This window comes from Eilatimonas milleporae (assembly GCF_003688555.1).
Classification (GTDB): Bacteria; Pseudomonadota; Alphaproteobacteria; order Sphingomonadales; family Kordiimonadaceae; genus Eilatimonas; species Eilatimonas milleporae.
Genome location: NZ_REFR01000009.1, coordinates 118,678 through 143,318 on the forward strand (window position 1 = coordinate 118,678; position 24,641 = coordinate 143,318).

At 59.4% G+C, this 24,641-nt stretch carries 24 protein-coding genes and 1 tRNA gene; 12 read left to right on the forward strand and 13 right to left on the reverse strand.

Annotation, left to right across the window (positions count from 1 at the left end):
- Positions 1 to 619: 619 nt before the first annotated feature.
- From BXY39_RS01425 to BXY39_RS01440, 4 genes are all read right to left on the reverse strand, one after another.
- Positions 620 to 694, reverse strand: a tRNA-Gln gene (locus tag BXY39_RS01425).
- Between the two features lie 114 nt (positions 695 to 808).
- Positions 809 to 1,690 carry a 4-(cytidine 5'-diphospho)-2-C-methyl-D-erythritol kinase gene (locus BXY39_RS01430; RefSeq protein WP_211332029.1) on the reverse strand — a complete coding sequence of 294 codons (882 nt, stop codon included), beginning with the start codon at positions 1,688 to 1,690 and terminating at the stop codon, positions 809 to 811.
- The gene (locus BXY39_RS01435; RefSeq protein WP_170163538.1) at positions 1,687 to 3,441 is read right to left on the reverse strand and encodes a tetratricopeptide repeat protein; all 1,755 of its coding nucleotides are present in this window, start codon (positions 3,439 to 3,441) and stop codon (positions 1,687 to 1,689) included. The genes BXY39_RS01430 and BXY39_RS01435 overlap by 4 nt, the downstream gene beginning before the upstream one ends.
- A 204-nt stretch (positions 3,442 to 3,645) precedes the next feature.
- Positions 3,646 to 5,301, reverse strand: a complete 1,656-nt coding sequence (locus BXY39_RS01440; protein WP_121937056.1) for an electron transfer flavoprotein-ubiquinone oxidoreductase — start codon at positions 5,299 to 5,301, stop codon at positions 3,646 to 3,648.
- Positions 5,302 to 5,685: 384 nt separating this feature from the next.
- On the opposite strand from BXY39_RS01440, the gene BXY39_RS01450 reads away from it, so the two are divergent.
- The 6 genes from BXY39_RS01450 to BXY39_RS01475 all read left to right on the forward strand — a co-directional run bounded on the left by BXY39_RS01450 (position 5,686) and on the right by BXY39_RS01475 (position 12,086).
- The gene (locus BXY39_RS01450) at positions 5,686 to 6,498 is read left to right on the forward strand and encodes a uracil-DNA glycosylase (protein ID WP_121937058.1); all 813 of its coding nucleotides are present in this window, start codon (positions 5,686 to 5,688) and stop codon (positions 6,496 to 6,498) included.
- Positions 6,495 to 8,324: a lytic transglycosylase domain-containing protein gene (locus BXY39_RS01455; protein WP_170163539.1), complete on the forward strand. Its 1,830-nt coding sequence runs from the start codon at positions 6,495 to 6,497 to the stop codon at positions 8,322 to 8,324. Before BXY39_RS01450 ends, BXY39_RS01455 begins: the two co-directional genes overlap by 4 nt.
- Before the next feature lie 39 nt (positions 8,325 to 8,363).
- Positions 8,364 to 8,888, forward strand: coding sequence for a molybdenum cofactor biosynthesis protein B (gene moaB, locus BXY39_RS01460; protein WP_121937060.1), 525 nt, complete (start codon positions 8,364 to 8,366; stop codon positions 8,886 to 8,888).
- 188 nt (positions 8,889 to 9,076) lie between these two features.
- On the forward strand, positions 9,077 to 10,567 hold the full coding sequence (locus tag BXY39_RS01465; protein WP_121937061.1) for an alanine/glycine:cation symporter family protein: 1,491 nt from the start codon (positions 9,077 to 9,079) through the stop codon (positions 10,565 to 10,567).
- Entirely contained in the window at positions 10,564 to 11,091 is a 528-nt protein-coding gene (locus BXY39_RS01470; RefSeq protein ID WP_245998938.1) for a nuclear transport factor 2 family protein, read from the forward strand. Before BXY39_RS01465 ends, BXY39_RS01470 begins: the two co-directional genes overlap by 4 nt.
- Positions 11,092 to 11,243: 152 nt before the next feature.
- Complete coding sequence (locus tag BXY39_RS01475; protein WP_121937062.1) at positions 11,244 to 12,086, forward strand: PAS domain-containing protein; 843 nt, start codon at positions 11,244 to 11,246, stop codon at positions 12,084 to 12,086.
- 30 nt (positions 12,087 to 12,116) lie between these two features.
- On the opposite strand, the gene BXY39_RS01480 is transcribed toward BXY39_RS01475, so the two are convergent.
- Together BXY39_RS01480 and BXY39_RS01485 are read right to left on the reverse strand one after the other, a co-directional pair.
- Positions 12,117 to 12,926 (reverse strand): SDR family oxidoreductase, encoded by an 810-nt coding sequence (locus tag BXY39_RS01480; RefSeq protein WP_121937686.1) that lies wholly within the window; start codon positions 12,924 to 12,926, stop codon positions 12,117 to 12,119.
- Positions 12,927 to 12,952: 26 nt separating this feature from the next.
- Positions 12,953 to 14,185, reverse strand: coding sequence for a CaiB/BaiF CoA transferase family protein (locus BXY39_RS01485; RefSeq protein ID WP_121937063.1), 1,233 nt, complete (start codon positions 14,183 to 14,185; stop codon positions 12,953 to 12,955).
- 185 nt (positions 14,186 to 14,370) lie between these two features.
- Here BXY39_RS01485 and BXY39_RS01490 point away from each other — a divergent pair, with 185 nt between their 5' ends.
- Entirely contained in the window at positions 14,371 to 15,243 is an 873-nt protein-coding gene (locus tag BXY39_RS01490) for a hypothetical protein (protein WP_121937064.1), read from the forward strand.
- A 104-nt stretch (positions 15,244 to 15,347) separates the two neighbouring features.
- Here the strand turns inward: BXY39_RS01490 and BXY39_RS01495 are convergent, their stop codons facing one another.
- On the reverse strand, positions 15,348 to 16,172 hold the full coding sequence (locus tag BXY39_RS01495) for an enoyl-CoA hydratase/isomerase family protein (protein ID WP_121937065.1): 825 nt from the start codon (positions 16,170 to 16,172) through the stop codon (positions 15,348 to 15,350).
- A 17-nt stretch (positions 16,173 to 16,189) separates the two neighbouring features.
- A complete protein-coding gene (locus BXY39_RS01500) occupies positions 16,190 to 16,966 on the reverse strand; it encodes an SOS response-associated peptidase (protein WP_121937066.1) in 777 nt (258 codons plus the stop codon).
- 64 nt (positions 16,967 to 17,030) lie between these two features.
- On the opposite strand from BXY39_RS01500, the gene BXY39_RS01505 reads away from it, so the two are divergent.
- Together BXY39_RS01505 and BXY39_RS01510 are read left to right on the forward strand one after the other, a co-directional pair.
- Positions 17,031 to 17,534: an NUDIX hydrolase gene (locus tag BXY39_RS01505; RefSeq protein WP_121937067.1), complete on the forward strand. Its 504-nt coding sequence runs from the start codon at positions 17,031 to 17,033 to the stop codon at positions 17,532 to 17,534.
- Positions 17,531 to 17,764, forward strand: coding sequence for a DUF2842 domain-containing protein (locus BXY39_RS01510; RefSeq protein WP_121937068.1), 234 nt, complete (start codon positions 17,531 to 17,533; stop codon positions 17,762 to 17,764). The genes BXY39_RS01505 and BXY39_RS01510 overlap by 4 nt, the downstream gene beginning before the upstream one ends.
- 15 nt (positions 17,765 to 17,779) lie before the next feature.
- On the opposite strand, the gene BXY39_RS01515 is transcribed toward BXY39_RS01510, so the two are convergent.
- Complete coding sequence (locus tag BXY39_RS01515; RefSeq protein WP_121937069.1) at positions 17,780 to 18,247, reverse strand: DUF302 domain-containing protein; 468 nt, start codon at positions 18,245 to 18,247, stop codon at positions 17,780 to 17,782.
- Between the two features lie 36 nt (positions 18,248 to 18,283).
- The gene (locus tag BXY39_RS01520; RefSeq protein WP_211332086.1) at positions 18,284 to 19,900 is read right to left on the reverse strand and encodes a long-chain fatty acid--CoA ligase; all 1,617 of its coding nucleotides are present in this window, start codon (positions 19,898 to 19,900) and stop codon (positions 18,284 to 18,286) included.
- A 345-nt stretch (positions 19,901 to 20,245) separates the two neighbouring features.
- On the opposite strand from BXY39_RS01520, the gene BXY39_RS01525 reads away from it, so the two are divergent.
- A complete protein-coding gene (locus BXY39_RS01525; protein WP_170163541.1) occupies positions 20,246 to 20,884 on the forward strand; it encodes a DUF1134 domain-containing protein in 639 nt (212 codons plus the stop codon).
- Here the strand turns inward: BXY39_RS01525 and BXY39_RS01530 are convergent.
- The gene (locus tag BXY39_RS01530) at positions 20,881 to 21,336 is read right to left on the reverse strand and encodes a M67 family metallopeptidase (RefSeq protein WP_121937072.1); all 456 of its coding nucleotides are present in this window, start codon (positions 21,334 to 21,336) and stop codon (positions 20,881 to 20,883) included. The genes BXY39_RS01525 and BXY39_RS01530 overlap by 4 nt on opposite strands.
- Entirely contained in the window at positions 21,333 to 21,740 is a 408-nt protein-coding gene (locus tag BXY39_RS01535) for a hypothetical protein (RefSeq protein ID WP_121937073.1), read from the reverse strand. Before BXY39_RS01535 ends, BXY39_RS01530 begins: the two co-directional genes overlap by 4 nt.
- An 11-nt stretch (positions 21,741 to 21,751) precedes the next feature.
- On the opposite strand from BXY39_RS01535, the gene BXY39_RS01540 reads away from it, so the two are divergent.
- Complete coding sequence (locus BXY39_RS01540; protein WP_121937074.1) at positions 21,752 to 22,741, forward strand: RluA family pseudouridine synthase; 990 nt, start codon at positions 21,752 to 21,754, stop codon at positions 22,739 to 22,741.
- Between the two features lie 201 nt (positions 22,742 to 22,942).
- A complete protein-coding gene (rpoH, locus tag BXY39_RS01545; RefSeq protein WP_121937075.1) occupies positions 22,943 to 23,839 on the forward strand; it encodes an RNA polymerase sigma factor RpoH in 897 nt (298 codons plus the stop codon).
- Between the two features lie 160 nt (positions 23,840 to 23,999).
- On the opposite strand, the gene BXY39_RS01550 is transcribed toward rpoH, so the two are convergent.
- A complete protein-coding gene (locus tag BXY39_RS01550; protein ID WP_147453424.1) occupies positions 24,000 to 24,596 on the reverse strand; it encodes a hypothetical protein in 597 nt (198 codons plus the stop codon).
- Positions 24,597 to 24,641: the final 45 nt, after the last annotated feature.

Consider the following 24,641-nt stretch of genomic DNA (forward strand, 5'->3'; position numbering starts at 1 on the left):
CTTTCAGTCTTCTGGAAAGCGATTAAAACTCTGCGACGCTAGATCATTCCATGCTTTCTTCTGCTGTCATGGACAAACGCGGCGAGCCACCCAGATACAAGCAGGATACAGGCCATGTTCTCAGCAAAATGCGCCGGTATATCGAACGTCCAACTTCCGCAGCGAGAACACGCCCCCTCGCCAATAACCAATCCCCCGTCTGTAGGATCATATATGCGACAGACTGGAAGTCAGGCGGGTGAACAAGCAGGTCGGTACTGCCGATCGGATCATGAACCGGACATGCCGCTGACAAGGGAAACAGGGGGTAATCCTTCAAGAGCAACAACCTTGCCGGACAACCGACCACGTCAGCACGTGCCCCATCAGATGAACGGACCAGGGCATGTGCGTATTTGTAGGACCTGGCCGACCCGTATACTATGAACCCTGCCTTAATGAAAACAGGCCTTATCGCTATCTCCAGGGGTTCTCGGCAGCGATCAGAACAAGAACTGTGGCATGGTTTTCTGAAGCGGGTTTTGCCGGTTCGGAGAATTACGGATCGGCAATGAATACAGAAAAGCAGAGCAAACCAGTGGCCTGAGAGCAGGAGAAAGGCCGGATATGGGGAGGTAGATGGCTGGGGCGGCAGGATTCGAACCTGCGAATGCCGGTACCAAAAACCGGTGCCTTACCGCTTGGCGACGCCCCATCATACATTGCCTGAGTGCTGGCGTGGAGCGGGTTTTAATGAATGGAGGACGGTGTGTAAAGCCCCTTTCTGGGGAAAAGAAGCCGGCCGATCAAAAATATCATCCGGTAGATATCAGGCCCCCCTGTCCAGACGCAAACGATCCGGCCAAAGCCACCAACCAGGATACTTTCGCCCGAGATCGGCGGCAGCAACTGCTGCCGCCTCGGCACTGTCAAACAAGACAAAACAGGTCGGCCCGCTGCCCGACAAACGGGCAAGGCGGGCCCCGTTCAAGGCCGCCAGAATATCAAGCATATCCGCAATGGACGGCAGACATGCCAACGCCGCCTCAGTCAGACCGTTGACCGTGTCACGGGCAATCCTGTCCATATCCCAGACTGGTACATCCTCCAATACAGCGGAAAAGGCACGGTCGGAGTGCCGGTAGGCACGAAAAACATCCGGCGTCGCAAGCGGGACCCCCGGGTTCACCAGCATGATATGCGACGGCATGTCCAACCGGACTGGGGTACAAATCTCGCCGATACCAGCGACGCGTTGCGGATGCGGAGACAGACATGCCGGCACATCTGCGCCAAGTGAAAGGGCCAGCGCCGCCAGACGCTCTGGGTCCATGTCAAGTCCCCACCAGTCGCTGAGCGCGGTCAGAAGGGTCGCGGCATCGGACGATCCACCGCCAAGCCCCGCAGCAACCGGAAGCTTTTTATCCAGTCTCATATGGACAGTAAGGTCACGGTTCGTTTCCCGTGCCAGCAACCGTGCCGCCCTGACCATCAGATTGCCGTCACCGGCGCCGCCGGCATTCTTCAGCGCCCCGGCGAAACGGCCGTCAAGGGTGAAGGAAAATACCAGGCCATCCTGCAGGTACACCCTGTCGCCGCCTTCGGTAAAAACGAACAGACTGTCAATGAGATGGTATCCATCCGGTCTGCGGCCCGTGAGGTGCAGAAAAAGATTGACCTTGGCCGGGGCAACCCGGGTCAACGGTTTCACGAGGGATCTGCCCCGGATGCAATGGTCGTCTCCGGAAGTCCCCGGTCCAGTTTCATCAGAATTTCCGAGCGTTCTTCGGGACTGGTGACACGGATCAGAGCATGCCGCCACTGAAAGCGGGCCTCGAACCGGCGTCCCACGCGCCAATAGGCATCCCCCAGATGGTGATTGATCGTGGGGTCTTCCGGCTCAAGGCGCACGGCACGCTCCAAAGCGTCGACCGCCTGACCGTACTCACCTGTCAGATAATAAACCCAGCCCAAGGAATCGACAATGAAACCGTCATCGGGCCGGGCTTCGACGGCACGCAGGATCATCGTTTTTGCCTCGGCTATCCGCTCACCCCGATCAATCCAGCTATATCCCAGATAGTTGAGTACGCTGGGTTCATCGGGATTCAGTCGCAGCGCCGTAATCAGGTCGGCTTCAGCCCGGGGCCAATCATCCATGCGTTCGTAACAGACGCCCCGCGCGAAAAAGAGAAACCAGTCGCGTTCCTGTGGCTGGGGCAGTGTTTCTATGGCCCGGGTATAATATACCGCTGCCTCTTCAAAGGCGGAAGCGGACCGCTGGATATCCCCCAACACCGCCAAGAGGGTACGATTTTGCGGCTCATCCCGCAAAGCCTCGTGAATCAGACCGATGGCTTCGTTATCACGTCCGCCGGCGCGCAGGGCCTCGACCCGTCGGGTGCGGGCCGTGCGCCATAAGGGATTGCTGCGCGGCACGGCCTCATATGCGACCGACGCATTGTCAAAGGATTCCATTTTTTCATACAGAGACCCGATCAGCAGATGGACATCGGCTGCCGCCGGATCGAGATAGCTGGCAAGCTGCAGATAGATCAGGGCCGCCTGGGTGGACGGACCCTGGGCAAATTCACTGCCCAGGCGGTAAAAAACCAGACTGGCGGCTCCGAGCGGCGTGGCGGCGTGGCGCGAAGGGCCGCTTCCCCGAATGATCCGCGCCCCCTCGCGCAGCAAAAACGCATTATTGTCATAGCGCTGTACCTGCGCGTCCAGCATGCTGCGCGCCTTGTCGAGCGAAGCTTTGCGCCTGAGATAGTAGGCATAAGCGACAATGGGCTGCAGGGAGGCCATATCGCCACTGTCCACCAGGTTACGGTAAAGAACGCCGGCTTCATCCGAGCCCATATAGTCCAGCATATAGGCCAGTTGCTCATCGCCAATGGCCTTCAGGCGCGGATGACGCAGCAGGGGGCCCAATGCCTCGCGCGCAGCGGCTTCGTTTTTTTCCGCGGCATGGCTCCAGGCCGTCAGGACGGGCATGAACAGGCTGGCAAAACCTGATTGGGTATCATTTGCCGCCCGCTCCCGCACCAGTGACCAATTGCCGTCGCGGTAGGCGTCCAGCACACGCACAAGGTCGACCAGGTCATCGCTTTCCGTGATCTCGCCCTGCATCAGATCATCGGCGACCTGCGATGCATCATCCACATGACCCGCGAGCAAAAGCTGAAAAAAGGCACGGTCGGCGACAAAGCGGCTGGAAGGGTCCTGAACATGAGCCGCCAGATAAAACCGCGCGGCATCCGTCAGAGAGACCCCCTGACTGGCCAGCGTGGCGGCAAGGAAGGGACCGAACCGGCTGTCACCGTCACCGTCCCGGGTGCGGAATTCGGTGTGCCAGGGTGACGGCAGGGGTTGTGGACCAAGCGCCGTCTGCGTGCCGGCGGAGCAGGCAGACAGGCCCAGAAGCACTCCGGCCAAGAGTGGCCTGTAATTTCGCATTTCTTTCATCCTGTGCCCGGTCTTTGGGCTGAATCCAGGCATCCATCCTGTACCGGCGATCCCCCAGCGCCGTTCTACAAGCAACCTGGAACGTCGTGAAATATCCTTATCGATATAAGGCTGTAACGCGGCGATACAACAGGCATCGCCATACTGCCGCAGCGATGGACTTAGACGAAAAATCCACACCCTGCATAATAGGCCTCACATATTGGGATAATTCGGTCCGCCGCCCCCTTCAGGCACCACCCAATTGATGTTCTGGGTCATATCCTTGATATCGCAGGTTTTGCAATGGACACAGTTCTGCGCATTGATCTGCAATTGCCTGCCATTGTCTCCATCCACATATTCATAAACACCCGCCGGGCAGTAACGCTGCTCGGGGCCGTCATAATCGGGCAAATTGATCGCCGTCGGAACGCTGTCATCCTTCAGGGTCAGGTGGACCGGCTGATCCTCTTCATGATTGGTGTTGGAAAGAAACACACTGGACAGTTTGTCAAAGGACACCACGCCATCGGGCTTGGGATAATCGATCGGCTTGGCCTCGGAGGTTTTTTTCGTTGCTTCATTGTCACGGTGTGTGTGCCGGAAGGTCCAGGGCAACAGAAAACCGAGGCCTATGCTGTTCATCCACATGTCGAACCCCGCATAAATCGTCCCAAGTGTCGCACCGAACCTGGACAATGCGGGTCTCGCATTCCGCACTTTTTTAAGGTCGTCGTATATCCAGCTTGACTTGTAGGCCTGTTCATAGCTGTCGAGCAGAACTTCGCCCTCGGACCCGGCCTGCAACGCGGCAAAGGCACTTTCAGCCGCCAGCATGCCCGATTTCATCGCATTGTGACTGCCCTTGATCCGGGGCACATTCACAAAGCCGGCGGCACAGCCCACAAGCGCGCCACCGGGGAAAAACAGTTTCGGCACCGATTGCAGGCCGCCCTCATTGATCGCCCGCGCGCCGTAGGCCACACGGCGGCCGCCTTCCAGAAGAGGCCGGATCGCGGGATGGGTCTTGAAACGCTGCATCTCATCAAAAGGGGAAAGATAAGGATTTTCATAGTCCAGCGTTACCACGAAACCGATGGCGACCTGATTATTCTCCTGATGATAGATAAACCCGCCGCCCGCAGTGTCTTCCAGCGGCCAGCCCTGAGTGTGGATCACCGTACCGGGTACGTGTTTTTCAGGGTCGATATCCCACAGCTCCTTGATACCGATACCGTAAGTCTGAAAATCACTGTCGGCACGAAGATCAAACTGACTTTCAAGATGTTTGGTCAGCGACCCACGGCACCCTTCGGCGAACAGGGTGTATTTGGCGTGCAGTTCCATACCCGCCTGATAACCGTCCTTATGACTGCCGTCACGCGCCACCCCCATGTCCCCGGTGGCAATGCCCTTAACGCGACCATCTTCATGATAGAGCACCTCGGCGGCGGCAAAACCGGGGTAGATTTCGACGCCCAGGGCCTCCGCCTGTTCAGCCAGCCAGCGGGTCAGATTACCGAGGGAAAGCGTGTACATGCCCTTGTTGGACATCAGGGGCGGCAACAGCATGTGCGGCATTTCGGTCTTGCCGCTTTCGCTTAAAATCCAGTGATGATTATGCGTGACCGGCGTGTTGAGCGGCGCGCCTTTTTCCTTCCAGTCCGGGATCAGTTCATTCAGCGCCTTGGGATCGACAACGGCGCCCGATAAAATATGCGCACCGATTTCGGACCCTTTTTCAACGACGCAAACCATCAGTTCCCGGTCATTCTCCCCGGCCAATTGCATCAGCCGGATCGCGGTTGACAAACCGGCGGGGCCACCGCCCACGATCACCACGTCGAACTCCATGGACTCTCGTTCCATGCCCCGCTCCTCTCACATGCAATGCGGCCGACATTCCCGGCCGACCGCTTTCATCAACTTCAAAGGACCCAATGGCTCACGCCTCAAAACCGCCTCAAGGTCTTTCAAGGCGGCCTCCCGGCGTTTATGCCCGCTACACCAGTCCGCGTCAAACCTCAGCGTGTCGCATGGCTTTATCATGCCATGCGACATATTCTCCATCTTCTCACGGCAAAACCATTTTTTAAGATATATGTGATTTAGAGACATTGGGTCGTGTCTCAAGTCGCCTGGACACACAGCATCTTGCAAAACGCGGCAAATTGACAGAAATATTAAATAGATATTCTTAAAAGCGGCGCCTGCAAGGCAGGCAAACGGAGCAGAAGGAAGGCCGGCACCACCATGTCGCCAAGCGAAAACACAGCCTTGGCCGCACTGGATTGGCTTGTTGCCATGGGGGCGGACGATATGGTGGGAACTGTGCCTGTCAACCGTTTCGCACCACCGCCGGTAACGGACGCCGCGGCTCAGGACCGGATACAGGGCCAGTCGGGTCCGCCGCCGAAAGCAACCCCGACACCCATCGCCGCAAAACCGGTACAACCTGCCTTTGGCGCGGGTCCCGTCGCGGCGGCGGAAGCGGCGGCGCGCGTGTCGAGCCTGGACGAATTGCATGATGCGATGAGAGCCATCGATGGCGGCGTATACAAAAGGTCTGCCAAGTCCTTTGTTTTTTCCGATGGAACCCGCAAGGCTCCCCTTATGGTGATTGGCGAGGCCCCCGGCGCGGAAGAGGACCGGACCGGCAAACCCTTTGTCGGTCCATCCGGCCATCTGTTGGACAAAATGCTGGCAGCCGCAGGCTATAGCAGGGACAGGAACGCCTACATCACCAACATCGTGCCGTGGCGGCCGCTCGGAAACCGCAACCCTGAACCGGCCATGGTCAGCATGTATTTGCCATTTCTGCATAAACATATAGAGTTGTCTGGCCCGAAAGTCGTTTTGCTGATGGGGGCGGTGGCAGCCAAAACACTTCTGGAAACGGAAGAAGGCATTACACGCATGCGCGGAAAATGGCGGGAAATCCGGCTGGGTAGCGGCGTTTTCGACGCCATGCCGACTTATCATCCGGCCTATTTGCTGCGCCAACCCCATGCCAAGGGGCTGGCATGGCGCGACCTTCTGACCGTCAGGGACCGTATAAAGGCATGATTACCTCTACCATAACCGGGCGCAGCCTGATCGTTTCCTTGACAATACTGGCGATGTCAATCGCTGTTGCCGGTATTGCCCCGTCCGCGCGGGCTGCCCGGCAGGTCGGGGCGGAACTGGTGCCCCGTGTGCTGAGTGTGGAGGATATCGACAAATACCGCCGTATTCTGGAGGTGCAGGCCGATGGGCGGTGGAAAGAAGCGGACGCCCTTATCGACAGTCTGGAAAGCGATATCCTGATGGGGCATGTGCTGTTCCAGCGCTATATGCATCCAACCGCTTATCGCAGCAAATACAGCGAACTGGCCGCCTGGCTGAAAAACTATGCCGATCATCCAAGCGCCTGGCGGGTTTACCGTCTTGCCCGGCGGCGCCAGGCACGCGCCCATGCGCCGCGCCGTCCGGAAGAAACACGCTATCCCGGTGTCACCGGCCAGTCGGCGGCGCCAAAACCGGCCGCACCGAAACGGGCCAAGGCAGAACGCACCAGTGTAAACCGCATGCTGTCGCGCGTACGCCGCCATGTCCGCCGGGGCGAACCGGAACGCGCCGAAAAACGATACTGGGCCATGCATGCGCGCGACATTCTGGTCCCCCACGAGGAGGCCGATGCCCTGGAGCGCATCGCCGCCAGTTACTATTATAAAGGTAACGACATCAAAGCCCGCGCCCTGTCCATGGAAGCGGCAAGACTGGCCCGCGCTTTTGAACCCACCAGTGACTGGACGGCGGGGCTGGCCCATTGGCGGCTGGGCGATCCATCGGGTGCCTACAGTCATTTCGATACGCTAGCCCGCAGTGACCGGGCCAGCAAATGGCTGTTGGCCGCAGGCCATTTCTGGGCCGCGCGCGCAGCCCTTCAGATCAACCGTGCGGGACTGGCGCAGGACCACCTTCTGGACGCCGCCGGATACACGGAAACCTTTTACGGCCTGATCGCCGCCCGCCAGTTGGGGCTTGATCCGGTCATTGACTGGACGCCACCGCCATTGACAGCCAAGGCGATGGACAAACTGCTGGAACACAGGGCGATAACGCGCGCCATCGCCCTGACCGAGATCCGGCGCGACGACATCGCGGATGAAGAATTGCGTTTGCTCTGGGGCCGCGAGGGCACGGATGTGCAGGACGCACTGCTGGCGTTTGCAGCGGCTGTAAACCTGCCTGCCATACAGATACGTCTGGGCCGTGTCGGCGGCACCGGACATATAGCCCCGACAGCGGTACGCTATCCCCTGCCGGAATGGGCGCCTGTGGACGGGTTTCGCATTGACCGGGCCCTGATTTTCGCCATGGTGCGCCAGGAAAGCGATTTCCGCACCCGCGGCCTCTCCCGCGCCGGTGCGCGCGGCCTGATGCAGGTGATGCCAGCCACCGCCAGTTATATCGCCAGAGATCGCTCCCTCTTCAGGCGCAACCGAAACCGCCTGTACGAACCCGAGTTCAACATGGCATTGGGCCAGCAATATATCGAACATCTGCTGGCCGAAGACTATGTCGAGGGTAATCTGTTCATGCTGCTGGCCGCCTACAATGGCGGTCCGGGCAGCCTGATCAACTGGAAAACGGAAGTCCCTTATGAACAGGACCCGCTTCTGTTCATTGAATCCATAGGATTTTACGAGACAAGGATATATATCGAACGGGTGATGGCCAATCTTTGGCTGTACCGCATGCGCCTAGGTCAGGACACACCCAGCCTGGACGCCATTGCATCCGGTGCCTGGCCTGTCCTGGAACTTCTGGATACAGCGGATGAAAGGCAGATCACAGCCCAGCGCGCCGCCCGCCTTGCGGCACGTGTCCGTCATATTGCCGATGACTAGATCAAGCACCGCAAACCAGAGCCCGTCAGCGAGACAGCGATGCCAGACGACAGCCCACGCTTCATCCCCGTCAATATAGCCGTTCTTACAGTATCGGACACGCGGACGCTGGATGATGACAAGTCAGGCCGGACGCTTGTCAAACGGATTGAGAAAGCGGGGCATTATGTTGCCGCGCGTACCATCGTGTCCGACGACGCCAAGGATATCAAAAGCCAGATCAAGAACTGGCTGACCGATGATCAGATCCAGGTCATCATTTCAACGGGCGGCACGGGCATAACGGGGCGCGATGTAACCCCGGATGTCTTTGAGGCCCTTTATGACAAAGCCATTCCCGGCTTCGGCGAACTGTTCCGCATGTTGTCCTACGAGACCATCGGCACCAGCACGATCCAGAGCCGCGCGACCGCCGGCCTCGCCAAGGGAACACTGCTGTTCGCCCTGCCGGGCTCGACCGGGGCGGTCAAGGACGCCTGGGACAAAATACTGGTCAGTCAGCTGGACAACCGCCACCGACCCTGCAATTTCGTCGAATTGATGCCCCGTTTTGCGGAAGGCTGACCCACGGCACCGAACGGGTGTGCCCACCGCGCGAACGGCCTTGTGCAACCATGCATACTTTCTCCTTTGCGCACTGCTTCACCGTCGCCTAATGTCAGCCTGGACATGACAGTTTCGTGACGGACGGGGCGGCTTTCGTACCGGCAAACGGTCGCCGCCGCAGGGCCGCACAGTGGGGGTAAAACAGCGTGGACGATACGGTTACGGCAGGATCGGGCGAGGATCGCGGCGGCTTTATCAATTTTCTAGTGGATCTGATCCGTCTTCTTGACAGCTTCGTCTTCAGCGAAGTGACCGTTGCCGGCATTTCCATCGCCTGGATTGTGGTGTGGATGGCGGCACCGATGGTGGTGCTGACCTTTTATTTCGGCTTCATCAATTTGCGCAGCTTCAAACGCGCCTACAAAGTATTGACGGGGCGGTATCACGACAGCACTGCCCCCGGTGAGGTGACGCAGTTTCAGGCCCTGTCAACCGCTTTGTCCGGCACAGTGGGTCTGGGCAATATTGCCGGCGTGGCGGTGGCCATATCCCTCGGCGGGCCAGGCGCCACATTCTGGATGATACTGATCGGCCTGTTCGCCATGACACTGAAATTCGCCGAATGTACGCTGGGTGTAAAATACAGGGAAATCCGCGCCGACGGCACCGTCGCGGGCGGCCCCATGTATTATCTGGAAAAAGGGTTGAAAGGGCGCGGCCTTGGCCGGTTGGGCAAGGGGCTGGCATGGACCTATGCCCTGCTGGCTGTGCCGACCCTGCTACAGGTGGCCCAGGTCAACCAGGCATACAGCCAGGTCAGTGCCGTTACCGGCCTGAACGGCCAGGGTTGGGCCTGGAGTTTCGGCGTGGCAATCGCGCTGTTGACGGCGGTTGTCATCATCGGCGGCATTCGTTCCATCGCCAGTGTCACAGCCCGTCTGGTGCCGCTCATGACGGCAGTGTACATTACCGCCGCCATAACCATCCTTATAGGCCATGCGGGCGCTATTCCGGATGCATTCATGACCATTATGGCAGGAGCTTTCAATCCTGATAGCATCACAGGCGGCATCGCCGGCGTGATTATCATCGGGATGCAGCGCGCCGTCTATTCCACGGAAGCGGGCCTCGGGTCGGCCACCATGGCGCATGCGGCAGCCAAGACCAACGAACCCGTGTCGGAGGGCATGGTGGCCCTTATGGAACCTTTCGTGGATACAGTGGTGGTATCGACCATGACGGCACTGGTGATCATCGTCACCGGTCTGTACCGCGTTGAAGGGTTGAATGATATCCAAATGACATCCGCCGCTTTCGGATCGGTCATAAGCTGGTTTCCCTATGTCCTGGCCATCGCGGTTCTGATGTTCGCGTTTTCGACCATCATCAGTTGGGGCTATTATTCCGGCAAAATCTGGGAATTTGTCTTCGGCGGGTCGGAGCGATCGATGAATCTGTTCAAGATTGTCTTCTGTACGGCCCTCGTACCGGGCGCCGTTTTTTCCGTCCGTGAGGTTTACATGTTGATGGACAGCCTGTTTTTTCTGATGGCCATTCCCAACATTATCGGCATCTATTTCATGGCAGGAGAGTTGAAAAGCGACCTGAAAAGCTATCTCGCACGTTTGAAATCCGGCGAAATCGCCGAACGGATGCCCGAAAGCCGCTCTCTCGCCAAGGAGACAAGCGCACCATGATAAAGCGGGTCATTTTCTGCATCGCCGCGCCGATCGCGATTGCCCTAAGCGCCCTTGTTATGTCCAAGTTCACGGACTTCACACCGGTCCAAGCGGATCCCGCATCGGATATAACGGAAATCGCAATAACACTGGACCAGCTTCATGACTATGCGGCAAGTGCCGATTGGCCGCGCTATTTCGCACTGTATCACGCTGATGCCGTTTTTCTGGGGACGGACGCGGGCGAGCGCTGGGACAAGCCTACATTCCAGGCCTATGCCGCCCGCACCAAAGGCTGGATCTACACGCCGAGGGAACGGCACATCAATCTGACGCCAGACGGTCGGACAGCCTATTTCGACGAAATTCTCGACAGCCGGAATTACGGCACATCGCGCGGTACCGGCGTGCTGATTCGCGATAATGGCGCCTGGCGGCTGCTCCAATACCATCTGACCTTTCCGATCCCGAATGATCTGGCCAAAGAAATCACCATGATGATTCAGGGATTTGAGAGGAAAGCAACGGATACGGACGGATAACGGAACGGGTTTGTCTTGAAACTGAAGCCGTCGCCCCGCAAGCTGAAAAAAGGGATGGGACGCAAACGCGGTCAGGTCATTAACGGCCGACAAGGTTAACCGGAAACGGGTTGAGACCTTTCGGGGCTTTTTGTGCTCTGTGGAGATACCGCATGTTCAGCTCGGCGCTCGGCACAGGTGAAATGGCTGACAGCCTGAAAGAATTTTTTGCTTACTGGGGCCATCTCAGAGGCGAAAAAGACATGCTTGTGCCTTTTCATTTTACCTTTGACCTTGGCCGACTGGGCGCAATCCTGCCGCGTATGTGCCTGATGAAAAGGCTGACGCCGGACGACATCACCGTTGGACTGGCCGGCTCCGCCATGGATCAGGGATTTGCCCAACCGCTTACGGGTATGAATGTGTTTGACCTGACCGCCGCCGGCGAGCGCCCGCTTGCCAGACGGTTTTACAACGCCCTTCTGGATTGGCCATGTGGCGCCCACTTTCTGGAGACACGCCGCATCATGCGCAGCGGCGGAACAATGGCCATCGCCACGTCGGAAGTGATGCTTCTACCCCTGGCCGATCGCAAGGGCATGCCCGCCTACCTTATCGGGTCCGCCAGAATTTCCGGCGAGGTCGGTCCCCTACGGCTGACCGACCATATCTTTCACGATGACGCCGAACGTCGGCATATCCGCTTTCTGGATATCGGGCGGGGCACACCGCCCATCCACATGGAAATACCACCAAAGACCCCATTTGCGGCAGAACGTGCCGCCCGGCGCTGGTGGGAGCGTTTCCTGCCGCAGGGCCTGCGCCCAGCAACCTGGGCAAAGGCGCCGAAACCGGCCCACCAGGACAGTTGTGTGGAGACCTACGTTGAAGGTCTGGCGAATGAACGGACCGCACAGGGACCCGCTATAACATCCGGTGATCATATCACCAAACGCGGCGACACACAGGCGGTTCCCCTGTCGAAAGGCACCGGGGCAAAAACGCGCATTGTCTGAAACCGGTTCGGCAGAACGATCAGGCGGATTTCATTGCTCGGCCTGACCGATGCGCGAGGCCACCTTGAACATGAGGCGCGGGAAAAACCGCTTGATCCACAAGGCATGCATTTCCGCACCCTTGCCTACGGGTATTTCCGGCGTTCCTTTGTCAAATCCTCGCATGATGACCCTGGCGCAGTCTCCGACATCCATACCGCCGGCAATATTGTTGTCGGTCTGGCCGAAGCGGCTGCCATCCCCTTTCAACGCATTCTGTGAGATCGCTGTGCGGATAAACCCGGGGGTGATGGTCGTGACCTTGATACCCCGATGCGCGACCTCGGCACGCAAGGCATCGAAGAAACCCATCATGGCGTGTTTGGCGGCGCAATAACCGGTCCGCTGCGGCGCCCCAACCTTACCCGCGACAGAGGCGGTCACCGCCAGATGGCCGGATTCCTGCTCAAGCATGATTGGCAGCACAGCCTTGGTCAGGGCGATCTGGCCAAACACATCCACTTCGAACAACCGGCGGTATGTAGCCATGTCGGTGTCAATACAAAGGGCCCGCTGCGAAATACCGGCATTGTTGATCAGCATATCTATGCGCCCGGTAAACGCCTTGGCCGTCTGTACAATATCAGGCAAAGCCGTTTCATTCGTCACATCCAACGGCAGGATCATCACGGCATTCGCCTCTGTCCCTCGCTCCACACAAAGGTTTTTAACCCGTGCCAGTTCATCTTCCCGCCGGGCGGACAGAATCAAGGGGGTCCCGCGCGACGCAAATTCGAGCGCAAGTGCCTCGCCAATCCCGGAAGAAGCCCCAGTGATCCAGACCGTGTCACCGTTTGTCATCATACGTCCCCCTTGAAAGATCGGCCTCAGGCGATCAGACCGCGTGCGCGCCATGATTGTCTGAGGCTGCCATCAATTCCCAGTTCGGACAATATCTCATCTGTGTGTTGACCCAGAAGCGGCGGGGCCATATCCGCATGCATCAGTTCGCCGTCCAGACGCAATGGGGGCGCCACCTGGGGAACCGCGCCGGACAAGGGGTGCGGCAAGTCAAAACGCAAACCACGCGCAACGGCGCTCGGCTCGGCGAAGGCCGCATCCAAGGCATTGACCGGCCCGGCCGGCACACCCGCCGCCTTCAGGGACGATACCCAGTCAGACGTGGTGCGGCATGCCATGATCCCGGCCAGAACCGGTACAATATCGGCCCGGTTTTCCACACGGGCCCGGTTGGTGGCGAAACGCGCATCGTCTGCCAGACCCGGACGGCCGGCCACACGGGCAAAGGCCCGAAACTGGCCGTCATTGCCGGCTGCCAGCACCATCTGTCCATCCAGGGTCGCAAACACCTGATATGGAACGATATTGGGGTGTGCATTACCGCTGGGTCCGGGAACGTTGTCACCGATCAGATAATTCATCGCCTGATTGGCCATCAGTCCCAGACTGGCATCGAACAATGCCATATCGATATGGCGTCCACGCCGCCTGCCTGCCTGATCCGCCCGCCCGCGTTCATTCAGGGCCGCAAGAATGGCGATAACGGCATACAGACCTGTCGCAAGGTCAGCCATGGCAATACCGGCCTTGTGCGGGACGGCATCCACGCCCGTATCGGGCCCGGTGACGGACATCAGGCCGGCCATGGCCTGAATGACAAAGTCATACCCCGGGCGAACCGCATCAGGTCCGCTCTGACCAAACCCGGTGATCGAACAATAGACAATGGACGGGTTCAGTGCAGACAGGCTTTCATAGTCCAACCCATGGCGTTTCAGCCCGCCAGCCTTGAAATTCTCGATCAGCACATCACTGTCGGCAGCCAGACGGCGGATGATATCCCGACCTTCCGGCGTGGCAATATCCAGGGCCAGCGAGCGTTTGCCCCGGTTTGCCGCCAGATAATAGGCGGCCTCATCGGTTTCCCGGCCATCGGTGTCACGCAGGTAAGGCGGCCCCCAGCCCCGGGTGTCATCGCCACTGCCCGGACGCTCCACCTTGATGACATCGGCACCCAGATCCGCCAGCACCTGCCCGGCCCACGGTCCGGCAAGAACGCGCGACATATCCAGTACCCGCACACCCTGAAGCGGTTTCATACCTTACCCTCCCAACCTGGCCCGGCATGGAAAACCGGCCCCTTTGTCAAACACAGCATCACGTCATGTGCAACATGTTGCCGTTGCCATAACAGATGCGGCAGAGAGGGGCATTGCATTTGCAGCCCGATCCGACATAGCTTCGGGCGCAGGGCTCTTGTGCCCGTCTCCGAGTGAAAGGCCCCATGGGCAGGACAGACTTGATGCGCGACGCCATGCCGACACCGCCGACCCTGCAAAATATCCTGTCTCACGGTCTTGAAAAGGCCCGGCAGGAAGCCGGTATCCTCTGTCTGCTGACGGTGTTTTTCGGCCTGGTGGCCACCATTCTCTTAGCACCCGCCATTCAGGCACTGGAATCCATTGCCATATTGGCCGAACGCGCCAGCGAAACGCCCGACGCGCAACTTACCCGCATAGCCGAGATGCTGAAGGAAAAAAGCGGCCTGCTAATCGTCAGCCAGGCAATCGTTACACTGGCCATGGCCGTAATGCTGGTGCCATGGGCGCGGATCGCCGCCGGGCGCCCCCTGCCCCCGCTGGCAGGCGGAATGCCGGCGCTTGCCAAACGCAGCGTACGGGGTTTCTGGCACCTCATCCTGGCATGGTTGCTGAGCGTTTTGGCCTTTGTTATTGCTTTAACCATCGCCGAACTGACCGGCATGCTGTTCCGCCCTCTTGGCATGGCGCTGTTTTTTGCCGGGGCTTTATTCGCCCTGTGGTTCAGCATCGCCATCAATGCCCTTGCCCATTTCTCGTTAACGGCGGAGGCCCGTGGCAGACAGGAAACCCTGACGAGCAGCCTGATCCGCGGCCGCCTATTCCTGCGTCCCATGACGGCAAGCTTTGCCGTTCTGTTTATCGGCCTGCTGGTCGTCAATACGCTGGCCGGCACCGCGATCACCGTCCTGGTGCCCCCGTCCGTTGCCAATACGCTTTCCTATGTGGTCAGTTTCGGCCTGTGGTATCTGGCGACAGCCCTTTTCATCGCCGGAACGGGTCTGATTCCCGACCTGGGGATGATCCTCGGGACAGGCGAACAGGATCGCGGGCACTAGAGAATTCTCGGTACGGGACTGAAGGCACAACGGGAACGCCTGACGCACGCAGCCTGCAATGCCAACGCTGGGTATAGCCTCAAAGCTCTTTCGGATCAGGCTCTTCAAGACGTGAAACGCGGTGTCCGCTTGTCGAGAAAAGCGGCGATGCCTTCGGTGGCATCGGGGCCGGTATGAGCCTCGAGAAACAGACGGATACTTTCGGCATCTTCGTCCAGTTGTCCATTGGCGACACTCCGGATGGTTGCCTTCACGGCTTTCAGGGAAAAGGGCGACAAACCGGCAATCTTGTCCGCCAGATCCGCAACAGCACCGTCAAAATCGGCATCCTCATGAACGAAGTCCACAAGACCCATGCTTTTCGCCTCATCCGCCGGGATCAGGGCGGCTGTCAGCAGCAGGCGGCTTGCGCCCGCCATACCTGCCAGTTCCACGACCCGGCGCGTATCGCTTAACGGATACACCAGACCGATTTTTGCCGGCGTGATCCCAAAACGGGCACGGCGGCTGGCCACGCGCAAATCAGCGTGTAACGCCAGCCCGCAACCACCGCCCACGCAGGCACCGGGTATCGCGGCGATGACCGGCTTGGGTGAATACAGCAGGCGCTGCTGCGCTGCCCGGATGGCGCGCCGGTTTGCTTCACACCGGTCCGCATCGCCGGCAATGGCTTTCAGCTCGGCCAGATCGGCCCCGGCGCAAAATATGCCGTCAACGGCCGATCCCAGTATGATGACATGGACACCGGCCTCAGCTTCGAGGAGATCCAGCGCCACCGGGACAGCTTCCCACATGGCCTGGCTGAGGGCATTGCGTTTGTCCGCCCGGTTGATGAGAAGGCGACCGACAGCACCATCCACCCGGATATACAGAGGGCTGGAAGGATCGCGGATATCTATGGGGCGGTCGGGCGCAGGGACGGCGGTCATGACATCTCCTCAAAACATCAAAGGGGCCCGAAAAGATCGGGCTGGCGAGGTTGCGGCGGCGGTGGATCGGCGGCAGGGGCGTCCAGACAGGCCGGGTCATCGTGGGAGATCGCATTGACCCTGCGGGAAACCGGACGCCATTCGAAAGCCTCCTCGCCTGCCCATGAGAAACTGTCCAGAAAGCCGCGCGGCAGAGGGTCATGGGGTTCCAGCCAGCGCACATAATCAGACGGCTCCAGCACCAGAGGTTTGCGCGGATGCAGTTCGGCCATGGCACCGGGAGCCGGCCCCGTCAGAATCGCCATGGTCTCAAGGGCGCTGGCACCGTCCGGCCCCTGCCAGACGGACCAGATACCGGCAAAGGCCATGGGGCCGCGCCTCGGGGTGATTGCCCAGGGCTGCTTGCCGCCGTGGGACGCCCCCGCCTGACGCCCGCCGGTTTTTCCGCCGGCAGCCTGCCATTCATACCAACCATCAAACGGTACCAGACAACGGCGCCGGACGAGGCTGGCCCGGAAAGACGGTTTTTCGGCCACGGTTTCCACACGGGCATTGATAAGCGGCCTATCCGTGCGGCGTCCGGTTCTGGACCATTCCGGCACCAGCCCCCATTCGACCGCAGCCAGTTCCCGCCCGCCTTTGCGGCCCAGCGTATCGTCAGCGCACTGGCGCACCACCAGAACCGGCTGTGTCGGGGCGATATTGTAACGGGGCGGGATCGGGTGTGGCGTGTCCACATCGAACAGCGCGCGAAGGGTGTCGATCAGCGATGTCAGAAAATACCGGCCGCACATATCGCCACCCCCACAGGCAAAACACTGGTGTTCAATGCGGCGTCACTATAGAAGCGGGAACACCATGCGCCAAGACAGAGATGACAGAACCGCCGGAGAGCACCCGCAGAACACCATCCGCCCTGTACTGGGCGTGGGCGCCGTGGCGTTGCACGATGGCAAAGTGTTGCTGATCCGGCGCGCAAAACCGCCGCGCAAAGGGGAATGGAGCCTGCCGGGCGGACGGGTCGAACCGGGCGAAACGTGCAGACAGGCTGTCATCCGCGAAGTGGCGGAGGAAACCGGTATGACGGTTCGTATCCTGCGGCTTATTGACGTGGTCGACCTGATCGACCATGACACGGACGGGCGCCTTACCTATCATTACGCCCTGGCCGATTATGAAGCCGACGTCATCGGTGGCACGCTGACGGCTGCCTCCGACGCACTGGAGGCCGCTTTTTTCGACGCGGCTGCGGCCGTTCATATGCCGGCAGCCGCCGATACACGGCGCATCATCGCCAGCGTTCTGAAAGCACGCGGCCTGCTGACAGACGAAACGGAACAGACAGACGGACCAACGGCATGAGTGTTGAGCGGCCCAGACTTACCAATCTTCTCGGCATGGCCGGGCTGATAACCGGGCTCATGCTGTATGCGTTCCTGGCCGCAGCCATCGGTGACCGAATGGTGGACTGGCCGCTGGCCGTGCAGATGGTCTATTATGCCGCTGCCGGAGTCGTCTGGATATGGCCGGCCAAGAAAGTGCTCGACCTGCTGTCAAAAAAAGCAAACAGCCGCGACGGAAACAAGACGTGAATTCAGTCTGACGCCTTATTCAGCCGAGGCTTCCGAAGTAATGGCCTCAAGACCTTTGGTCATGGCGGTGATCTGTGGTGGAACCGGGTCCAGACCATGGCCGGCAACAAGCGCGCGCGGCTGCCGGTAAATCAGGCTGACGGCACCGTCATCGCCCTGTGTGACAAGGATTTTCAGCGGCAGATCAAGACCCGTTGTCTGGGCCTGCGCCATAACCGGCGCGCCCACTTTGGGGTGTCCGAAAACGACCAGCGTCGTCGGACGCAGATCAACGCCGACATCCTCCGCGCCCGACGCATGATCGATAACGGCGAACTGTTTCAGTCCGCGCTTGGCGATAGCAGCCGTCAGGCGTTCCAGCGTGGTGTCAAAATCATAAGAACTGGAAACGGTGACCAGAGTATCGTCGGCTGCCCGTACATACCCGGGCCCGCCTACAAAAAGCAGGATGCCCACAGTCAGAACACCAAGTAACACCCTCATCACCGCTTCCCCTTTTCCATCTTTGGCAGTCCTGCTTCAAACGGTCGGCAGGCTGTAATCCTTGAACCGGTCACGCAGATCCTTTTTGGAAATCTTGCCGGTTGCCGTGTGGGGAATATCGTCCACCACAATCATGTCGTCGGGCAACCACCATTTGGCCACATGGTCGCTCAAATGGGCGTGAACATCGTCCAGACTGACGCTTTCGCCGTCCTCCAGCGTGACCACCAGCAGCGGGCGTTCGTCCCATTTGGGGTGAGCGATGCCGATAACGGCCGCTTCCGAGATCGCGGGATGGGATATCGCGGCATTTTCCAGATCGATAGAGCTGATCCATTCACCGCCGGACTTGATCACATCCTTGGAGCGATCCGTGATCTGCATATAGCCATATTCGTCAATACAGGCGACATCGCCGGTGTCGAACCACCCATCCTGGTCAAGGATGTCACCGCCTTCATGACGGAAATAACTTTCCACCGTCCAGGGCCCGCGCACCATCAAATGGCCGGAGGATTTGCCATCGCGCGGCAGAATATTGCCGTTCGTGTCCTTGACGCACATCTCCACACCCAGAACGGCCCGGCCCTGCTTGCACTTGACGTCCAGCTTTTCCGCGTCCGACAATGTTTCAACAGCCGCATTGTAACTGCCAAGGGAACCGAGGGGGCTGAGCTCGGTCATGCCCCAGGCATGGTTGACGGAGACACCGTATTTCTCCTGGAACGCCTGGATCATTGTCCGAGGCGCCGCGGAACCACCGATGGTCACACGCTCCAGCCTGCCACAATCCTTTCCCGTGGTTTCCAGATATTTGAGCATGCCCATCCAGATGGTCGGCACGGCGGCCGTGACGGTGACGCCTTCCTCCATCATCAGTTTGTGCAGGACATCCGGTTCATGGTGAGGACCGTTGAAAACGATCTTGGCGCCGGTGGCCGCCGCAGCATAGGGAATGCCCCAAGCATTGGCATGGAACATGGGCACGACGGGCAATATGACACTGAGCGCGCCGATACCCAGCGTATCGCCGCATATCGCCGCCATGGTGTGCAGATAATTGGACCGATGGGAATAAAGCACGCCTTTGGGATGCCCTGTCGTACCGGAAGTGTAGCACAGGCCGCATGCGGTATTTTCATCGAACTCGGGCCAGTTCAACACACCGTCTTCCGCCGCCAGAAGCGTTTCGTAACAGTGGACGTTTTTCAGGCCGGTCTCCGGCATGTGATCCGCCCCCACCATGATGACGAAATGCTCCACCGTCGTCAGGTGCTCGGCCAGTTTTTCGATAAGCGGCACGAAGGTGACATCGAGGAACAGAATCTTATCTTCCGCGTGGTTCATGATATAGACGATCTGTTCGGCGAACAGGCGCGGATTGATGGTATGGGCAACCGCGCCAATACCGGAAATGCCGTACCAGCATTCCATATGGCGATGCGTGTTCCAGGCCAGTGTGCCGACCCGGTCCCCGAACTTTACGCCGAGGCGCGTGATGGCCTGGGACAGTTGACGGGACCGTTTGGCGACCTCACGGTAATTGGTCCTGATCTGACCGCCTTCCGGCAGCATCGAGACAAGCTCGCGGTCAGCGTGGTTCAGTTCCGCGTGTTCAAGCATTTTGGTGACCAAAAGTGGCCAGTCCTGCATTTGACCAAGCACTATACCCTCCCAAGGCTGGCTGATTTCCACATGCGACTATAGAGCGACCGGACCCGAGTTCAATCCCCTGCGACAAGGCTTTCCATCACTGCGGCCCCACAGCGGGCACAAGGGTGCCCATTCGGGTCACAAATCCGCCCTTTTTCCGGTTATTGTCATTACGATCAGAGGCATCGCGGATTTAAAGAGCACGACCCTGACCGATCGGCCCAATGCCTGTCTACAAAACGGACACGGCCGATTGATCCCGACAAAACGGCTCTTTATTGTGGCGATGCAATACCGGTATCCATGTCAGACCGTTGGCCAGATTATAAAAACGGACAGTTGCTTATGACCGCATATCTCCTTCGCCCGAACATATCGCGAAACGAACAACATGGGGCTGACGGGCTTCGCGTAGTCCTTTTCATGGTCATGGCGATCATTTTTCTGGCGTTTGCCCTGCCCCTGTCCGCGCAGGACGATCCCCCTGAAAGTACGGACGAAAACACTTATGACGAGGATACAATCGTCACCGAGGCGACCGACTATCTGGGCGAAGGCGCGGAAGGAATCGCCAAGGCGATCGAAGACATCTTCAAGAAGAACGGGCGGCCAAACGCCTATATCACCGGGTCCGAGGCCGGCGGCGGGCTGGTTGTCGGCCTGCGCTATGGCGGCGGCGAACTGCATCACAAGATCGAAGGCACACGCCCCGTCCACTGGACCGGACCGTCTGTCGGCTTTGATGTGGGCGCCAACGCGGTCAAGACCTTTGCCCTTGTCTACAATATTTACGATACGGAAGAAATGTTCGGACGTATCGGTGCGGTTGAGGGTTCGGCCTATTATGTCGGGGGCCTTGGCATCAGTGCTTACGGGGGCGGCACCAAAACGGTTGTCATGATCCGGCTGGGTGTCGGACTGAGACTGCAGGCATCCCTCGGTTACATCAATTTCACCAAGAAACGGAAGATCATCCCCTTTTAGGCGGAGACCTTCAGGACTAGGCGCCGCAAGTCCCGCGGCGCTTCTTCCATCGCCCAGAAAGCACCGGTTTCCAAATCCGTACCCGTGTCACCGGCAGGGATGGCCGTGATCAGCCAGACCCAGCCGCCCATGACGGAACGGCTTCTGTCATCCGGGGATGGCCGGGCCGGGCCGGTAGGGTGGGAATGCCAAACCCCGACAAGCGCCGGACCGCCCGTGCGCGCCGCTTTTTGCAGCCGGACATGCAAGGATGGGTCAATCTCGAAACTGCGGGCCGGATCGCCGTTTGTCACATTGGGGCTGAGAGCCACATCAGTGATTCGCACGCCGGCGGTTTCCCGCATGCCCAGCAACAATGCGCATGCTTCATGGGGCAAGGCTGCGCGCGCCGCCCCATTCAGGGCCGTCATGTCGGCACCGGCAATCCATACGCCGTCCGGTATTCCGGTCATCGCGGCAGACTGTAGCGCCGGATTTCCCGGCCCGTTTCCGCGTTCACCAGAACCAGATGGTCGCCCGATGCATTCCGGAAATGCAGCAGCAACCCCTCATCGCTCCACGTCGCGGCGATCAGTTCAGCCCCGTCCGGACGCACATGCATGACGGCGGTATCATCGGCCGGTGCCGGCGATACCGCCTGTTCCTGCCCTCCCCCGGACAGGCGGAAGGCAATCGTGGCGACCACAATGCCGAACAGCAGCAGAAATACGAGCCCCAGACCGATAACCAATGCCACCATGCCACGGTGGGCACGGGCAGGCTGTTCACCGTCTTGTGCCGGCGGATTTTCCGCAGTATCGGCAGAGGCTGCATCGAGTGCGGCGTTGGGGGTGACAGGATCGGGCATTGCCGCCATAAGGTGTCTCCATGGAAGAGGCCATCGAAATTCATGTCGCCGCGGAACAGAGCGGCGCCCGTCTGGACAAACTGCTGGCCGACAGCCTTCCGGACATCTCAAGGTCCCGCCTGAAAGCCCTGATCAAGGAAGGTCACGTGACCCTGGCCGGCGAGGCGCAGAGCTTAGTCACACCCTCGCGCACGGTCAAACCGGGCGAGTGTTATCTGGTGTCCATCCCGCCTGCGGCATCCGCCGAACCACTCCCGGAAAACATCCCCCTGACAGTCCTGTATGAAGACAGCCATCTTCTGGTGGTCGACAAGCCGGCGGGCATGGTGGTGCACCCCGCACCGGGGGCGGAACGGGGCACACTGGTCAATGCCCTGCTCCATCACTGCGGCGACAGTCTGAGCGGCATCGGCGGCGTGCGGCGACCCGGTATCGTACACAGGATAGACAAGGATACATCGGGACTGCTGGTGGTCGCCAAGAATGACATAGCCCATCACGGGTTGGCCGCGCTTTTTGCCGCGCATGATATAGACAGGCTGTATACTGCGGTCGTCCACGGTCATCCGGCTCCCGCCGCAGGAAAGATCGAAGGCGCCATAGGCCGCCACCCCCATGACCGCAAGAAAATGGCGATTGTGACCCGTGGCGGCAAGGAGGCCGTTACACACTATCGGACACTGTCCCATTTCACCAACAGAGGGGTCCCCGTCGGAGCCGAGGTCGAATGCCGGCTGGAAACCGGGCGGACCCATCAGGTCCGCGTGCATATGACATCCATCGGTCATCCGCTGATCGGCGATGGGGTCTATGGTGCGCGGCGGGCCGTCAGCCATCGCCTGCCGGCGGACCTGCGCGGCGCCATCCTCGGGTTTGGACGACAGGCCCTGCATGCCCGGCGCCTTGGTTTTCACCACCCGGTGACCGGGGTCTTGCTCGGTTTCGACAGTCCCCTGCCCGTGGACATGGCACGGCTGTTGACCGCCCTGCAGACAGCGTCGGAACAGTGATTTCCCCCATGTCTCGAGGTGCCGGATAAGCCAGACTTCACGAAGACATCACAAAAGCCTTCCCGGCACGGGGGTTTGCGCCAAGGCTCTCACACCCTATATTGGAAGAACAGTGCGGGCCGTCAATTGTCCATAAACAAGGCGTCCAAAGACCCGTACGGCGATAAAAGACAGCCAGGAACCCTTAAGGAACGCTCATTCATGACCTATCAAAGCAATCTGCCCACCCTGTCTCCGGACGGCAGCCTCAGTCAGTATCTTCAGGAAATCCGCAAGTTTCCGATGCTGGAGGCGAACGAGGAATACATGCTGGCCAAGGCCTGGACCGAGCATGACGACCGCGAGGCAGCCCACAAGCTGGTGACAAGCCATCTGCGTCTGGTGGCGAAAATCGCCATGGGCTATCGCGGATACGGCCTGCCTGTGGCCGATCTGATCGCCGAGGGAAATGTGGGCATGATGCAGGCCGTCAAGCGCTTTGATCCGGAACGCGGCTTCCGCCTGGCCACATATGCCATGTGGTGGATTCGCGCGGCCATTCAGGAATATATCTTGCGCTCCTGGTCGCTGGTGAAAATCGGCACCACGGCGGCACAGAAAAAGCTGTTTTTCAACCTTCGGCGTCTGAAAGGCAAAATCCAGGCGGTCGAAGAAGGCGACATGCGTCCAGAGCAGGTTACCCGGATTGCCGAGGAACTGGACGTTTCCGAAACTGATGTGGTGTCGATGAACCGACGCCTGACCGCGCATGATCATTCCCTGAACGCACCGCTGAAAGCCGACGCCGATGGTGAGTGGCAGGACTGGCTTGTGGACGATGCACCGGATCAGGAAACCGTCACGGCGGAAAAGGAAGAGCTAGGCCTGCGCCGCGAAATGCTGGGCACCGCGATGAAGGACCTGAATGAAAGGGAACGCCACATTCTGACCGAGCGACGCCTGAAAGACCCGCCCGTCACACTGGAAGAACTATCCAAGGAATATGGCGTCAGCCGCGAACGCATCCGCCAGATCGAAGTGCGTGCTTTTGAAAAGCTGCAAAAGGCAATGCGCCAGGCAGCGCAGAACATGATGCAGGACAATCTTGCCGGCACCTGAGCGGCCTTGAGTCCGCCCGGCTTCGAGCCTGCCTGAAAGTGCCGATGCCGGCATTGGCGGCAGGCATGCGAGTATACCGCCAACAGGCAGTGAATGGAGGACCGGTCGGCCCCCTTTACACTCAAGGTTTTATGTTAGAGCTTCGGACCGGATGGCAAGCCTAGAGGTCGCCGAGGACATCATTGCCCCATTTTTCGACCAGGCCCTGTTTCTGCTGATTGATCTGTTTCAGTTTGTCTTGAGCCAGGGCCTGTATGATGATGGCCGACACCCACGGTCCGATATACAGCAGAAGATATCCGAACGCGGCCGCACTGAACATCACGGCCAGCGCGATCATATCGGTGAAGATATTGACCATTTCACTTGGCCGCTGCCACAACAGGACCGCATAGGGCATAACGCCGGCTATGTTGCAGAAACCGACACACTGCAACCGTTCAGCCTGCCAGCGCCCGCGTCCTGTCACACCCAGAACGATGGTCGGCAAAAGGCCAACCGCCATAAGCGCCGCCACCTCCCAGCGAAAAAGGGCGATGCTGCCCAGAAGCACGGTAACAAGGGGCAAAAAACCCGATCCGTCCTGCCTGCGACGGCGCATGCGGCGGGCCGCCGCTCTCTGTGCCGGCGATCCGGCGGCCTTTTTGCCCACGCCAGCCTGGGCGGCGGGCGCCGCAGCAGACGGTGCCTGTGCCGGCGATTGTCTGGAGGCCGCCTTTTGCGATGTCGGTCTGGGTTTTACTTTCCGCCTTGGCATAGTGCGTTCCTAAACACCGGCCGCAGATCGCGGCCCCGGATATTC

Bases quoted from the DNA above. Each gene is read 5' to 3' on its own strand.
- BXY39_RS01525 (WP_170163541.1), top strand. From the start codon at position 20,246: ATGACCGCATATCTCCTTCGCCCGAACATATCGCGAAACGAACAACAT.
- BXY39_RS01530 (WP_121937072.1), bottom strand. From the start codon at position 21,336: ATGACCGGAATACCGGACGGCGTATGGATTGCCGGTGCCGACATGACG.
- BXY39_RS01470 (WP_245998938.1), top strand. From the start codon at position 10,564: ATGATAAAGCGGGTCATTTTCTGCATCGCCGCGCCGATCGCGATTGCC.
- BXY39_RS01450 (WP_121937058.1), top strand. From the start codon at position 5,686: ATGTCGCCAAGCGAAAACACAGCCTTGGCCGCACTGGATTGGCTTGTT.
- BXY39_RS01480 (WP_121937686.1), bottom strand. From the start codon at position 12,926: ATGACAAACGGTGACACGGTCTGGATCACTGGGGCTTCTTCCGGGATT.
- BXY39_RS01505 (WP_121937067.1), top strand. From the start codon at position 17,031: ATGCGCCAAGACAGAGATGACAGAACCGCCGGAGAGCACCCGCAGAAC.
- BXY39_RS01485 (WP_121937063.1), bottom strand. From the start codon at position 14,185: ATGAAACCGCTTCAGGGTGTGCGGGTACTGGATATGTCGCGCGTTCTT.
- BXY39_RS01515 (WP_121937069.1), bottom strand. From the start codon at position 18,247: ATGAGGGTGTTACTTGGTGTTCTGACTGTGGGCATCCTGCTTTTTGTA.
- moaB (WP_121937060.1), top strand. From the start codon at position 8,364: ATGCCAGACGACAGCCCACGCTTCATCCCCGTCAATATAGCCGTTCTT.
- BXY39_RS01455 (WP_170163539.1), top strand. From the start codon at position 6,495: ATGATTACCTCTACCATAACCGGGCGCAGCCTGATCGTTTCCTTGACA.
- BXY39_RS01475 (WP_121937062.1), top strand. From the start codon at position 11,244: ATGTTCAGCTCGGCGCTCGGCACAGGTGAAATGGCTGACAGCCTGAAA.
- BXY39_RS01535 (WP_121937073.1), bottom strand. From the start codon at position 21,740: ATGGCGGCAATGCCCGATCCTGTCACCCCCAACGCCGCACTCGATGCA.
- BXY39_RS01550 (WP_147453424.1), bottom strand. From the start codon at position 24,596: ATGCCAAGGCGGAAAGTAAAACCCAGACCGACATCGCAAAAGGCGGCC.
- BXY39_RS01440 (WP_121937056.1), bottom strand. From the start codon at position 5,301: ATGGAACGAGAGTCCATGGAGTTCGACGTGGTGATCGTGGGCGGTGGC.
- BXY39_RS01520 (WP_211332086.1), bottom strand. From the start codon at position 19,900: ATGCAGGACTGGCCACTTTTGGTCACCAAAATGCTTGAACACGCGGAA.
- BXY39_RS01500 (WP_121937066.1), bottom strand. From the start codon at position 16,966: ATGTGCGGCCGGTATTTTCTGACATCGCTGATCGACACCCTTCGCGCG.
- BXY39_RS01490 (WP_121937064.1), top strand. From the start codon at position 14,371: ATGGGCAGGACAGACTTGATGCGCGACGCCATGCCGACACCGCCGACC.
- BXY39_RS01540 (WP_121937074.1), top strand. From the start codon at position 21,752: ATGGAAGAGGCCATCGAAATTCATGTCGCCGCGGAACAGAGCGGCGCC.
- rpoH (WP_121937075.1), top strand. From the start codon at position 22,943: ATGACCTATCAAAGCAATCTGCCCACCCTGTCTCCGGACGGCAGCCTC.
- BXY39_RS01495 (WP_121937065.1), bottom strand. From the start codon at position 16,172: ATGACCGCCGTCCCTGCGCCCGACCGCCCCATAGATATCCGCGATCCT.
- BXY39_RS01435 (WP_170163538.1), bottom strand. From the start codon at position 3,441: ATGCGAAATTACAGGCCACTCTTGGCCGGAGTGCTTCTGGGCCTGTCT.
- BXY39_RS01510 (WP_121937068.1), top strand. From the start codon at position 17,531: ATGAGTGTTGAGCGGCCCAGACTTACCAATCTTCTCGGCATGGCCGGG.